The following is a 13,004-nucleotide window of genomic DNA, read 5'->3' on the forward strand; positions in this document are numbered from 1 at the left end:
ATTATTTTTGTGGTATATTAATTATTTTCTTTTTTAAAATAAATTGTATACTTTGGTTCTGGTTGTTATTGACAATAATATAAAAAGCTAACAATATAAAAACATTGTGTAATCATGAGAAAGATCCTTTCAAAAATTTCTGGCTTAAGAATAAAAAGAGGACTCAGCCGAGGCAAAATGGCAGGTGCTATTGGCGTAAATACATCAACTTATACCAAAATGGAGAAGGGCATCTACTTAATTAGTCTATCCAGACTTAATCAGATTGCCGAGGTATTGGAGGTTAAGAGTGATGCTTTACTGGATAACGTTGATCCAGAGATGGATTATCTCGATGAGCAGTATCATTTAACCCAAAATAGGTTGGAGCACGTTAACCAACAGATTATTGCAGAGCAAAGTAAACTAATAAATTTATATGAAAAGCTTAAGTAACACTTCAAAAGTTGCGTCAAGCCTTAGACGCTTAAGAGAGGATCGTGGTTATGACGTAGAAAAGGTGGCCGCTATATTAGGGCTCAAAGAAAAGGAATACAATAAGCTGGAGCGTGGTACACGCGAGCTTAATCTGCAGCAGTTGATGTTGTTAGCTGAATTGTACCTGGTGCGTAATAGTCAGGTGATCGATTATGGAAATCCAAAAAACGTAGATTCTAATGAAAAGATTGAATTTACGCTAAAAGAGTTGGAGATTGCGACCCAGTGGCTAAACCTCATCCAGGAAAGGGTGGCCGAGTTAGAGTTGAAGTTGGAGAAAAGACGAAGGACCGCTTAAACTTTGACTTTAAAGGAGAAATGTTTCTGTGAGAAGTAGCTAAAAATAGCCAATATGGCTGTGGTCACTACTTTTGCCAAGGTTGGATAGAAACCAAAAGCTTCGATAAGAACCTTTAAAAAGGCATAATTGAGTAGTACGTTACTTAATACCACGGAACCGTAGCGAAACAACTGAATTCTTCCCTTAAGGTTGGAACTGGTGAAAACCAGGTATTTATTAAGCATAAAACCAATGATGAAGGTGATTAATGATTCAATGGCCAATGCCGCAATAGGTGCAGTAACGAGTAAGGATCCCACCTTCACATTTTCTTTTTGCAGAATAAAATTGTAAGCGATGAAGTATACTACGATGCCGGTTACCGCGGTAGCACCTCCAGAAGCGATATACCTGAACGTATGTAAAGAAAGCATGCGGGAAAACGGTGGATAAAAGAAGTCGATAATTTTTAAAATGGCCTTACGCATAGTTTTGCTTTCCGCGAAGTTAATTTTTATGTTTTGGAATACCAACAAAATCTATGGTCGCAGAATAGGTATAGGTAGGGTGTGACTGGATGCTCACGCCCACGGTATTTAAACCGTTACTGGTATTAAGCATGTTTTTGCGATGACCCAAATCCGGAACGCCCTTGTCTAATAGTAACATACAGACATTATCTAAGCCTTTTGCAAAACCAAAGGCAAGATTTTCTGCCATGGCGTGTCTGGGGAAATATTTGGATAAACGGTCATACATGGTTCGGCCGTCGGAAGAAATATGGGCAGCCAGGTTATGGCGTTTCATATCTTTACCATGACTTAGGGCTAGAAATGTTAAGGTTTCGTCGGGGTAATAAAGCTCATAGTTTTTTACTTTTTTGAGGTCTTCCTTTAAGCCGCGGTAATAACTATCATAGGTGTTTATTTTGAGATCTTTATAATTGCTGTACTTTTGCATCCGTTTATTATGATCCCTCATAAAGTCTTGAAAATACGTATTGAAGAACTTAGTTCCATCTATTCGAATCAGGTTCATGTAAAAGATGATGTTTTTTTCTTCTTTGCTTAGATAGTCTACGTGTTTAGCTGTGTTAGCCAAATCAAGTTCATCGTTACTCCAGCTTTCCCGGGAAGGTAAGATATTGGTGCTTTTTGTTGCATTGGTACCGGTGGTAAGGAAAATCAAAGAAAGGAAGAGGAAAAGAGTATAATTTAATTTCATGTAATGATAAACGTACAGTTTTCCTCTTCCGGTATATAGATAAGGCTTAATTATTGGATTTAGCGTCTCTTTCTACGTTGGCGTTGTCATCGCCATTGTTTACTTTTTGTTTTTGAATCTCTTCATTTAAAATAGTAGCTTCCTTATGGTGTTTTTCCAGAACAGGGATGGTTTTGGTCGCAAAGTTCTTAATGTCAATGTCTCCATATTGTGCAGCCTTCCTAAATAGTGCCAGGGTAGCCACATGGTCACTTTCCATCATTTCCATGTATTGCCTGTCGAAACCGCGGTCTGAAAACTCTTTCATCATATCTAAATGTTTCTGTTGTTCGGCCGGGAAAGTAGTGGGAAGTTTTAATCCTTTGTTCTCTGCTACTTTTTCAAGTTCCAGGTTAGCATTGGAATGATCCGTCACCATCATTTGTGCAAAGGCTTTTACTTTTGGGTTTTTCGATTTCTGTAGTGCCTGGTTGGCAAGTTCTACTTCTAGCATACCCCCTGCAGCGGCCTGTTGAATAAATTTATTTTCATCTTCACTTAAATTGGTCTGGCTACCTTTAGAAACGGTGTCTAAAGTAGAATCACCCGCCATAGTCGTATCTGACTTGGTTTGCTCAGAGGAGTTACATGCCGTAATGGCAATTGAAGTTGCAAGTAATAGGGTAAAAAGGCTGGTTGTTTTCATAAATATCAGTTAAACGGGTATATAATATTTGTAGAGTTTAAACACCAGAAGCAGGAAATGGTTTTTTGAAACAAAAAGGGCCGGTTATTCAACCGGCCCTTATGCTTGTTATTTGAGTAAGTTTTTCCAGCTCACTTTGCTGGCTATTAAGGAGTCAAGTTCCTTGATTTCTATACGTTGCTGTTCCATGGTGTCGCGGTGGCGAATGGTAACGGTATCATCTTCGAGCGTCTGGTGATCAACGGTGATGCAGAAAGGTGTGCCAATTGCATCATGTCTGCGGTAACGCTTTCCGATCGAATCCTTTTCTTCATAGGCCAGGTTGAAGTCGTATTTAAGACTTTCCATAATTTCCTTAGCCTTATCTGGTAAACCGTCTTTTTTTGTTAGTGGTAAAATTGCTGCTTTATATGGCGCAAGCGCAGGATGCAGGCGTAATAAGGTTCTGCTATCTTTCTTTTCGCCATCACTTAAATCTTGTTCTTCGAAAGCATTGATTAAGGTTAGCAAGAACATGCGGTCTAAACCAATAGAGGTTTCAATAACGTAAGGGATGTAGTTTCCGTAAGGTTTACCCTCTTCATTTAAGTCGTTATCAAAATACTGCATCTTTTTACCAGAAAATTCCTGGTGCTGACTTAAATCAAAATCCGTACGGCTGTGGATACCTTCTACTTCCTTGAAACCAAATGGGAATTCAAATTCGATGTCGGTGGCTGCATTTGCATAATGGGCTAGTTTCACATGGTCGTGGAAACGGTATTTATCTTCAGACGTTCCAAGTGCCTTGTGCCATTTAAGGCGTGCTTCTTTCCAGTAGTTAAACCATTTCTGGTCTTCGCCAGGGCGAACAAAGAATTGCATTTCCATTTGTTCGAATTCACGCATGCGCATAATGAACTGTCGGGCTATTACTTCATTTCTGAATGCTTTACCAATCTGTGCTATACCGAAAGGGATTTTCATTCTACCTGATTTCTGTACATTAAGGAAGTTAACGAAAATTCCCTGAGCGGTTTCCGGACGAAGGTAAACTTCGTCAGAACCTTCGGCCATAGCGCCAAACTGTGTGCTGAACATCAGGTTAAACTGACGGACATCAGTCCAGTTTTTAGTGCCACTCACCGGGCATACAATATCATTTTCCTCAATGATAATTTTTAAACGGGGAAGATCTTCAGCTTTCAAAGCTTCGTCCATTTCGTGCTGCAGGGCAGCTGCTTTATCTGTTTTACCGTCTTTTTCGTAACGGGCTATTTTATCTTCAATTAGCTGATCAGCACGGTACCGTTTTTTGGAATCCTTGTTGTCGATCATTGGGTCATTAAACCCATCAACGTGACCTGATGCTTTCCATACCTTCGGATGCATAAAGATTGCAGAATCGATTCCAACAATGTTTTCATGCATTTGTACCATGGCCTTCCACCAGTATGTTTTAAGGTTGTTTTTAAGCTCAGCACCTAGCTGTCCATAGTCATATACGGCACTTAGTCCATCATAAATTTCGCTGCTTTGAAACACAAATCCATACTCTTTAGCATGGGATATTACATTCTTAAATTGTTCGTCGTTGTTATTTTTGGCCATAGTATCGCAAATATAACAAGTTGAGCATAATTTTATTGTTATTTTTGGCCATGAATAGATTCAACCTGATTTTAGTATTGCTGTGTATATTCACTTTATCCTGCACAGCACAGCAAAAACATCATTTGTCTTTCAAGGATTCCACTGAATTACAGGAATTTTTAGACACCAGAAAAACGAACTTCCCCATATTAAGTGCACACCGTGGTGGGCCTATGAAAGGCTTTCCTGAAAATGCAATTGAAACCTTCGAAAATGCGACGCGTTACCAGCCAGTAATCATCGAATTTGATGTAGCGCTGAGTAAAGATTCGGCATTGGTGATTATGCATGATGATAAACTTGATCGCACCACTACTGGTACAGGCATGGTTAGCGATTATACTTACAAAGAACTTCAGGCTTTAAACTTAAAAGACGACGATGGCCAGGTAACCGATTTTAAAATTCCAACCTTAAAGGAAGTGTTGCAGTGGGGAAAAGGCAAAGTTCTTTTTACGGTTGACATTAAAAGAGGGGTTCCTTATGAAAAAGTAATTGAAGCCATCAGGCTCACAAAAGCTGAAAACTGTGTAATTGTTATTACATACAATGCCGGACAGGCGGCAGCATTTCATCGTTTAGCCCCAGACTTGATGATCTCTGCAACGGTAAAAGGAAAAGAAGACCTGGAACGTTTAAACCAGATGGGTGTACCAACTAACCGGATTGTAGCTTTTGTGGGTGTCTCAGCTCCCGATAAAGCAGTTTATGAGTTATTAGCCGCCAATGGCATCACTGCAATATTAGGCACCATGGGCAACCTTGATAAGAGTGCTGCCGCTAACCCTTCGAAAAGAGTTTTCTATCACCTGGTGAAAGACGGCGCTTCTGTACTTTCCACTGATGATATTGTTGGTGCAGGCAAAGAATTAACTGAGTATCGTCAAGAAAATGGCCTGCAGACAAGATTTTTGACCATTTCTAAGTAATTGGCTAAATTTTTGTTTGAGCGAGCATAGTGGCGACTTTGCCCGTTTAAATTAATTTGGTTATGAAAAAATTATTTTTACTTACAGCAATTGCAGGCATTTTTGCCTTTACAAACGTATCAGCACAAAAAGATCCGGCCATGAATGGTCCGAAGTTAGGTGTTGGTGTTGAATTTGGTTTACCAGTAGGTGACTTTGGAGATGTGTATAACTTAGGTGTTGGTGGGTCGTTGGTTTACCAACAGCCAATTGCAAACAACCTGAATTTTACTGCAAGTGCTGGTTACACCAGCTTTGAACCGAAGGATGAGTTGTCACTTCTTCCTAATTATTCTGCTATCCCGGTAAAAGCAGGGGTTAGATATTTCTTTATGGAGAATTTCTACGGTGGTGCTGAGTTAGGCGCTGCATTTTACACTGGCGATTATAGCGGTACAGCATTCGTGTATTCTCCAGGTATTGGTGTTGAATTTCCAGTTGCAAATAAAGCATCTATTGACTTAGGTGTACGTTATGAAGGCTGGTCAAAAGAAAATACCTTCACTGGCAATAATTTCACTGCTGGATTTATTGGCATCAGAGCTGCATTTAATTTTGGTTTGTAAACCTGATTTAAATACATAAACAAAGAGTGCCCGGCTTTTGTCGGGCACTCTTTTTTTTAACTTAATTTATTCTGCCAATTAAGGTTAAGAAATCGTCTTTTCTTATGTGGATGTTCCGAAGTAAAATGCTTTCTTCTTATTTTTGCACATATTTTTACGAATCGTGCTTATGCAAGGTTATTTTTATATTTTTGAGAATCTACAAATATTAAAATTCGAGATCATCATATTATGAGATTTATAGTTTCCACTTCTACACTGCTAAAACATTTACAAACGGTTAATGGCGCTTCCAGCAGCAGTACTGTTTTGCCAATATTGGAAAACTTCCTGTTCGAGATCAAAGAAGGCAACCTCACGATCTCTGCAACAGATTTGCAGACCAGTATGACCACATCATTACCTGTGGAGTCTAAAGAATCGGGAAAAGTAGCCGTGCCTGCAAGAATTTTGTTAGATACCTTAAAAACACTTCCTGATCAACCGATTTCATTTAACATTGATGACAACACTTTTTCTATTGAAATTAGTGCTGGTGATGGAAAGTATAAGTTAAGTGGTGAAAATGGTGATGATTTCCCAAAAATACCTGTTGTTGAAAATGCATCATCAGTAAACCTGCCGGCTTCTGTATTGAGCGAAGCAATTACTAAAACTATTTTTGCAGTAAGTAATGATGAGTTACGCCCGGCAATGACTGGTGTGTATTGCCAGTTATCTGATCAACATATTACCTTTGTTGCCACAGACGCACATAAATTGGTAAGATACAGGCGTATGGACAGCAAAGCTGATAAAACAACGTCGTTTATTTTACCTAAGAAGGCTTTGACTTTATTAAAAGCCGCGTTGCCATCAGGTGACAGCAGTGTTTCTGTTGATTATAATGCAACCAGCGCCTTTTTCAAATTTGAAAATATTAACCTGGTTTGCCGTTTAATCGATGAGCGTTACCCAGATTACGAGGCGGTTATTCCGGCGAATAATCCGAATAAATTAATTATCGACCGTGCTTTATTCTTAAATACCCTAAGAAGGGTGGTTATCTTCGCAAATAAGACCACACACCAGGTGCGTTTAAAAATTAATGGCAGTGAATTGAATATATCCTCAGAGGATTTAGATTTCGCAAATGAGGCACATGAACGCTTAAGCTGTCAGTATGAAGGAGAAGACCTGGAAATTGGTTTTAACGCAAGATTCCTGATCGAGATGTTAAGTAACCTGAGCGGGGACGAGGTAACATTAGAATTATCTACACCGAACCGTGCTGGTTTATTGATACCGCATACTAACAACGAAAATGAAAATGTGTTAATGCTGGTAATGCCTGTAATGTTAAACAATTATAATTAATATGACATTTCCCCGTTTTAAAGAGTCGTGGTTATTGCCATGATATCTTTAATTTTGGGACTTAAATAAAAATGTATTGGAATTTTTTGCAACACTAGTAGACTTCATCCTCCATATAGATAAACATCTGGAGGCTATCATCAGGGATTATCAAACCTGGACTTACCTAATTCTTTTTCTTATAATCTTTGCCGAAACGGGTTTTGTGGTTACGCCATTTTTACCAGGCGATTCCCTGTTATTTGCTATGGGTACCTTAATTGCAGGTGGCAACACCGGATTGAGCATCTGGATTATGATGTTTCTGTTAATTGCTGCGGCTATATTGGGAAACAGCCTTAATTATAAACTGGGAAGTGTTTTAGGAATAAAAGTATTTAAGCCTGAAAATAAGGTGCTCAAACTCGAGTATTATCACCAGTCACATGAGTTTTTCGAAAAACATGGTGGTAAAGCGATTATTTTCAGCAGATTCCTTCCTATTTTCAGAACCATTGCGCCTTTCGTCGCTGGAGTAGCGAAAATGCCTTTCGGTAGGTTCACTTATTTTAATGTGGTTGGTGGTGTTGCCTGGATTGCTAGTTTATTACTTGCAGGGTTTTTCATCGGACAGATTCCTATTGTAAAAGACAACTTTGACATTGTTATCATCACGATAGCCGTGGTTACTTTTGTGCCAGCCATATGGGCAGCGGTTAAATCTAAAATGACTAAGAAAAAGGAAGAAGTCGTTTAAACTTCTCCTCACTAAGATAAGAAACAGCCATTTGATTATGTATTAATCAAGTGGCTGTTTTGTTTTAATGTGTTTGATAATCTTAACCGCATGTTCTCTGGAATTTTCAATAAACCAAAGATGGGTATCCATTCCCCCGCAAACCACGCCCGCAAGGTAAATTCCTTTTTCATTGGTTTCCATCGTTTCCGGGTGGTGCTCGGGTAAACGCTTCGCATCGATAGAAAGTGCTACTCCAAAATCCTGAAGCAATTTAAAGTTAGGCTTGTAGCCGGTAAGCGCTAAAACAAAGTCGTTTGCTATGGTAATTTGTCCTTCTGGGGTTTGTATGTCAACTTCATCAGGCCGGATAGCCAATAAGGACGAATTAAAATAAGCTTTGATGCTACCTTCTTTTATTCTGTTAATAATATCAGGCCGTACCCAATACTTAACACGATGACTGACCTCTGCCTCTCTAATTACCATTGTTACTTTTGCACCTTTTCTATAGGTTTCCAGCGCGGCATCGACCGCTGAATTACTGGCGCCAACTACGAGTACTTGTTGCATGGCATAAAAGTGTGGTTCCTGGTAGTAATGTGATACTTTTGGTAAAGTTTCGCCCGGAATGTCCATGGTGTTAGGGAGGTCGTAAAAGCCAGTAGAGATAATAATATTTCTGGCCAGATAATGTTTTTTGGAAGTCTGGATCTCAAAAAACTCACCTTTTTTAACGGATTGTACCGTTTCAAACAGGTTGATATGTAGTTCGAATTTCAGTGCAACCCTGCGGTAATATTCCAAAGCTTCGGCCCTGCCAGGCTTTGGATTGATGGATACGAAAGGTACTCCACCAATCTCCAGTTTCTCTGAAGTGGAGAAAAAGGTCATGGTTTGCGGATAATGGTAAAGTGAATTGACAAGGCAGCCTTTTTCCACAATCACATAAGACAGTTCTGCTTTTTTGGCTTCTATGCCACAAGCGAGGCCTATAGGTCCTGCGCCGGTAATCAATACATCTACAACACCCATTAAAGGCTAATTTATGAAATTCTGCATGGTTATGCATGTGCTTGTATCACTTCAGGGCTCCCGGCCAATAATTTTACCTTGTTTAAACTTTAGTTCTCCTGCTTTTCGTTGCTGCCATTCACTCTTTGTTTCCCCGGTGTTTTTAAAATGTTGTAATTCCGGCTGACCGGCATCGATCCATGCCGAATACCAGAACGCGCCTATAGCGCGTATGCTGGCGCGCATTTGTCTTTCCACCATCTTATTCATGGCCAGGTGGTAGGCCTTGGCGTACGCTTCTGCATATTGTTTAACCAGTACCTGGTTTCTTTTGGAATAGCTGTATTTGCGGGATGTTGGGAATGAGCTGTGTAGGTTGGCTTCCAGCCGTAATACGGAGTCTACCAAGCCATGAGAATGGGTAACGATCTTCCAGGCTTCATTTAATGGGTTTTCAACATACCGGGCAGAACCCACCATTAGATTATATTCTTCTGCATAAAGTTCGGGCAAACGGCTCTCCCAAAAAGCGTGCAAGCCATGCTGATTTGTCAATTGTCCATTATGGTTGCTAGTGGTATGCAGGGGCACATGTGCATCGGCGATGTAATGTCCAAGTGAGGTAGCCAGTGTTAATATCCGGGAAGAATCCTTTAATTTGAAAGCCTGTACCAGCATGGCATAATTCCGCTGTATTTGCCAGGGGAGGATACCATTTTCCTGCAACTTTTTATAGCCGTATTTCTTTAAGGCCAGGTCATATTTTCTGGGAATGCTATCGGGATGAATTTCGTAGAGGTCTACATCCAGGTAATGCCTGGGCGCTTCGGAAGTATCTGCATAACGTCGCTTGTCGGGATCCACAGCATGTGCACTCAAGTAATTAATATTGGCTTTAAAAAAGCGGAGTGGACCCTGGGGAAGAGTGAAAACGGCCAGTCGGTTTATGTGTATATGTGCGAAAAAGCCCCAGGAAGAAAGGCTAAGCACGATAAAAAAAAGGCTTAAGTAAATAAAGACGCGCTTCATTTACTTAAGCTATGCAAATACCAATAGAGGTTGGTAATTTATTCTATGCTTTTTCCTCGCATGGCTTTTGATACTGCCATATCCATTAAGCGTTCAGCAAAAGGACGTGTAAATTCATTCAGTTCATCGGCTTTTTTGAGGATTAAATCTTTATCGCCACTTTCTAATGCTGCTTTTAGCGCATCAATATGGTTAATCGTGTCTGACGTTTCCTCGTCGGTTAATACCTGTCCATTTTTAGTAATGAAACGTTCTGCCGTGTACACCAGTTGTTCACCTTCACTTCTGGCTTCAATAAGCATGCGTTGCTCCACATCGCTTTTTGCATAAGTGATACTGTCAACTAACATTTTTTCTACTGCATCGTCCGTTAAACCATAAGAAGGTGTGATTTCAATTTCCTGTTTCACACCCGAACGTAATTCTACGGCTTGAACGGTTAAGATGCCATCAGCATTTAATAAAAAGTTGATGTCTACTTTAGGTAAACCTGCAGGCATGGCCGGGATACCTTTCAAGTCAAATTCAGCAAGTTTTCTGTTTTCTTTCACAAGATCACGTTCCCCCTGGAAGACTGAAATCTTCATGTTTACCTGTCCGTCAATAGAGGTTGTGTATTGGCGTCCTGCTTTGGTAGGTACTTTAGCATTCCTCGGGATAATCACATCCATCAAACCACCCATGGTTTCAATACCAAGAGATAGGGGAGTGACATCTAATAAAAGAATATCAGAACGGTTACCCGCTAAGATGTCAGCCTGTATGGCGGCGCCTAAAGCTACCACTTCATCAGGGTTAATCTGGTCATGGGCTTCACGTCCAAAAAATGCGGTAACTTGTTGTTTTACGTAGGGCGTGCGGGTAGAGCCGCCTACCATTACCACCTCATCAATGTCAGCTGTAGTTAGTTTCGCATCTTTCAATGCTTTTTCACAAGAATCAAGGGTTTCCTGAACTTTAGCACGAATCAGTTCTTCGAAAGTAATGCGGGTAATGCTGCACCAGATATCGCCCAGCTTTTCGTTATAAATATTTTGTGTAGACAATGCTTTTTTCGCTTCTTCTGCTTTTAAGCGCAATTGCTGCATAAAACCAGGATCAGCTTGCAATGCCGCCTCATCTAATTTATTTTGCTCGATCCAATAATGAACAATGGCACGGTCAAAATCATCGCCACCTAAAAAGGTGTTGCCATTGGTAGATAAAACTTCAAAAATTCCGTTCTGAATGGCTAGGATGGAAACATCAAAGGTACCACCACCTAAATCGTAAACGGCAATGGTTTTATGTTCAGTAGGGTCTAAACCTATTCCGTAGGCTAAACTTGCTGCGGTAGGCTCGTTAACAATTCGTAATACATCAAGTCCTGCCAGTTTCCCTGCATCACGTGTAGCCTGACGTTGGCTGTCGTTAAAGTAAGCAGGAACGGTAATGACCGCTCGGTTAACCGGTGTTTTTAACGCATGTTCAGCTCTCGCTTTCAATTCTTTTAATATCTCTGCCGATAATTCAATAGGTGTATAAAAGCGGTTCCCTGCTTTTATTTTAACCAATGCATCATTATCGTCATCTATAATTTTGTAGGAAAAAGTGTCCTGGTGATCTGCAACGTCTTTGTACGAGCGTCCAAGCAATCTTTTAACAGAAAAAATAGTGTTTTCAGGGTCTGTTGTTAAAAACTCCTTCGCTTCATTTCCTACTAAGGCATCACCATGTTCATTAAAATGAACTACAGAAGGGACCAGCAGACCTTTGCCCATGTCGTTAATCACTTGTGGGTTTTTCTCAGGATTGATAAAAGCAACCAAACTGTTGGTGGTTCCTAAATCAATACCAACGATGATCTCTTCTTGTTGTAAAGAACCTGTAGCCAGGTTGATGGATATTTTTGCCATAGTCTGGCAAATTTAGGAATGTTTTAAGTGATTTTTGTGTTAAGGCTGTAATGTTTTGTCTTTAAATTGTTTTAATTCCTCCTGGTGTATGTTGTATACCCATAACACAATGTCCTGGTAGCTGTCAATACCTTTGTGCTGGTTGTTTATTTTAAGAAAACTATCCAGTGTTGCACTCATGTATCCAAACATCTGGTTGTTGTGTTTTTGCCAGAAAGCAATGCCTGCTTTATAATCTGCGATAGTTCTTGGGTTAATTGACTTATAGAGCGCTTCGTATTGATCTGGGGCGATTAACCTGATTTCAAATAATATGTTTCGTAAAATCGCGTAATATCCTGAATATTGAAAATTAAGGTCGTTGCTGTTGGTAGCCACCAGATAACCTATCAAATTGGCCTCGTCTTCACGTGCCACACCAAGCTGGTGTGCAATTTCATGTGCAGTAACAAAAGGAAGGTCAACGGCCGGTAATAGCATGTTTACATTGGCTTCACCCGACAACGGGTTGTAATAACCTTCCAGTCCGATTTTGGTGATCATCCAGCTGTTTATGACGGGCTTAACTGCTGTAGGGCCTCTATAGTCGAAAAATGGTTGTCGCTGTTTTAACTTATCGTACGAAGCTTTTGCACGCGCTGCTAACGTATCTATGCTGTATTTTTTCCGTTGGCTTGTGGGTAATGTATAACGCAGCTTTTCTAGATGGTTAACCTTTTGAATGATCAGCTGTGTCAACTTCACCAGTTGTTTTTCACTGTACCTATCGTTGCTGATGCCAAGTTGGTGTGAAATAGACGGGCGGGAATAGTTAAGTCCCCATAGCAGTTTAAAAGCTATATATAGGATAAGGGTAAATCTGATCGCTTGCATGGCAGCCAGCCAGGCTTCGGCTTTATGAACTTGCTTTTTGTAAAGCTTCCTGCCAAAGATAAATAAGCTGTACACCACATAACTGATTAATAAAAGGTAAAGGACATCGCCCAGCGGAAAAGGCACAAGTGAACTGATTGTCCTAAGACTAACAGAAATCACTGGATAAATCAATTTGGCATACAGGTTTTCAACAAGGCCAGGGCTTAAACCCCACAGAAAAACCAGGCCTGCAAGCAGGCTTAACACTAGCAATTGCCGCCAGGTTTTTCTGTATGCCAGGTTCATTG

Annotated in this window: 14 protein-coding genes; 6 read left to right on the forward strand and 8 right to left on the reverse strand. The window is 40.2% G+C overall.

What is annotated here, in order from left to right:
• Positions 1-114 precede the first annotated feature (114 nt).
• Positions 115-435: a helix-turn-helix domain-containing protein gene (locus tag ACR2F3_RS01535; protein ID WP_432708219.1), complete on the forward strand. Its 321-nt coding sequence runs from the start codon at positions 115-117 to the stop codon at positions 433-435.
• A complete protein-coding gene (locus ACR2F3_RS01540) occupies positions 419-775 on the forward strand; it encodes a helix-turn-helix domain-containing protein (protein WP_432708220.1) in 357 nt (118 codons plus the stop codon). Before ACR2F3_RS01535 ends, ACR2F3_RS01540 begins: the two co-directional genes overlap by 17 nt.
• Here the strand turns inward: ACR2F3_RS01540 and ACR2F3_RS01545 are convergent.
• The 4 genes from ACR2F3_RS01545 to ACR2F3_RS01560 form a co-directional block, all read right to left on the reverse strand.
• Positions 772-1,245, reverse strand: coding sequence for a GtrA family protein (locus tag ACR2F3_RS01545; protein ID WP_432708221.1), 474 nt, complete (start codon positions 1,243-1,245; stop codon positions 772-774). The two genes, ACR2F3_RS01540 and ACR2F3_RS01545, sit on opposite strands and share 4 nt — an antisense overlap.
• Positions 1,246-1,264: 19 nt before the next feature.
• Positions 1,265-1,981: a CAP domain-containing protein gene (locus tag ACR2F3_RS01550; RefSeq protein WP_432708222.1), complete on the reverse strand. Its 717-nt coding sequence runs from the start codon at positions 1,979-1,981 to the stop codon at positions 1,265-1,267.
• Between the two features lie 46 nt (positions 1,982-2,027).
• Entirely contained in the window at positions 2,028-2,666 is a 639-nt protein-coding gene (locus ACR2F3_RS01555) for a DUF4142 domain-containing protein (RefSeq protein ID WP_432708223.1), read from the reverse strand.
• Positions 2,667-2,774: 108 nt separating this feature from the next.
• Positions 2,775-4,256, reverse strand: a complete 1,482-nt coding sequence (locus ACR2F3_RS01560) for a glycine--tRNA ligase (protein ID WP_432708224.1) — start codon at positions 4,254-4,256, stop codon at positions 2,775-2,777.
• Positions 4,257-4,306: 50 nt separating this feature from the next.
• Between ACR2F3_RS01560 and ACR2F3_RS01565 the strand changes: the two genes are divergently transcribed.
• The 4 genes from ACR2F3_RS01565 (at position 4,307) to ACR2F3_RS01580 (ending at position 7,924) form a co-directional block, all read left to right on the forward strand.
• Complete coding sequence (locus ACR2F3_RS01565; protein WP_432708225.1) at positions 4,307-5,227, forward strand: glycerophosphodiester phosphodiesterase family protein; 921 nt, start codon at positions 4,307-4,309, stop codon at positions 5,225-5,227.
• 62 nt (positions 5,228-5,289) lie between these two features.
• Positions 5,290-5,832 (forward strand): outer membrane beta-barrel protein, encoded by a 543-nt coding sequence (locus tag ACR2F3_RS01570; RefSeq protein ID WP_432708226.1) that lies wholly within the window; start codon positions 5,290-5,292, stop codon positions 5,830-5,832.
• 231 nt (positions 5,833-6,063) lie between these two features.
• A complete protein-coding gene (gene dnaN, locus ACR2F3_RS01575; protein WP_432708227.1) occupies positions 6,064-7,188 on the forward strand; it encodes a DNA polymerase III subunit beta in 1,125 nt (374 codons plus the stop codon).
• Positions 7,189-7,264: 76 nt separating this feature from the next.
• Complete coding sequence (locus tag ACR2F3_RS01580) at positions 7,265-7,924, forward strand: VTT domain-containing protein (RefSeq protein WP_432708228.1); 660 nt, start codon at positions 7,265-7,267, stop codon at positions 7,922-7,924.
• 42 nt (positions 7,925-7,966) lie between these two features.
• Here ACR2F3_RS01580 and ACR2F3_RS01585 read toward each other — a convergent pair whose 3' ends face one another.
• Genes ACR2F3_RS01585 through ACR2F3_RS01600 form a run of 4 tightly spaced genes read right to left on the reverse strand, consistent with a single transcriptional unit; the run spans position 7,967 to position 13,002 of the window.
• Positions 7,967-8,938, reverse strand: coding sequence for a YpdA family putative bacillithiol disulfide reductase (locus ACR2F3_RS01585; RefSeq protein WP_432708229.1), 972 nt, complete (start codon positions 8,936-8,938; stop codon positions 7,967-7,969).
• A 51-nt stretch (positions 8,939-8,989) separates the two neighbouring features.
• Positions 8,990-9,946 (reverse strand): zinc dependent phospholipase C family protein, encoded by a 957-nt coding sequence (locus tag ACR2F3_RS01590; protein WP_432708230.1) that lies wholly within the window; start codon positions 9,944-9,946, stop codon positions 8,990-8,992.
• A gap of 38 nt (positions 9,947-9,984) precedes the next feature.
• Positions 9,985-11,841 carry a molecular chaperone DnaK gene (gene dnaK, locus ACR2F3_RS01595; protein WP_432708231.1) on the reverse strand — a complete coding sequence of 619 codons (1,857 nt, stop codon included), beginning with the start codon at positions 11,839-11,841 and terminating at the stop codon, positions 9,985-9,987.
• Between the two features lie 39 nt (positions 11,842-11,880).
• A complete protein-coding gene (locus ACR2F3_RS01600) occupies positions 11,881-13,002 on the reverse strand; it encodes a DUF3810 domain-containing protein (RefSeq protein ID WP_432708232.1) in 1,122 nt (373 codons plus the stop codon).
• Positions 13,003-13,004 lie beyond the last annotated feature (2 nt).

This window comes from Pedobacter sp. (assembly GCF_045627485.1).
GTDB lineage: Bacteria > Bacteroidota > Bacteroidia > Sphingobacteriales > Sphingobacteriaceae > Pedobacter.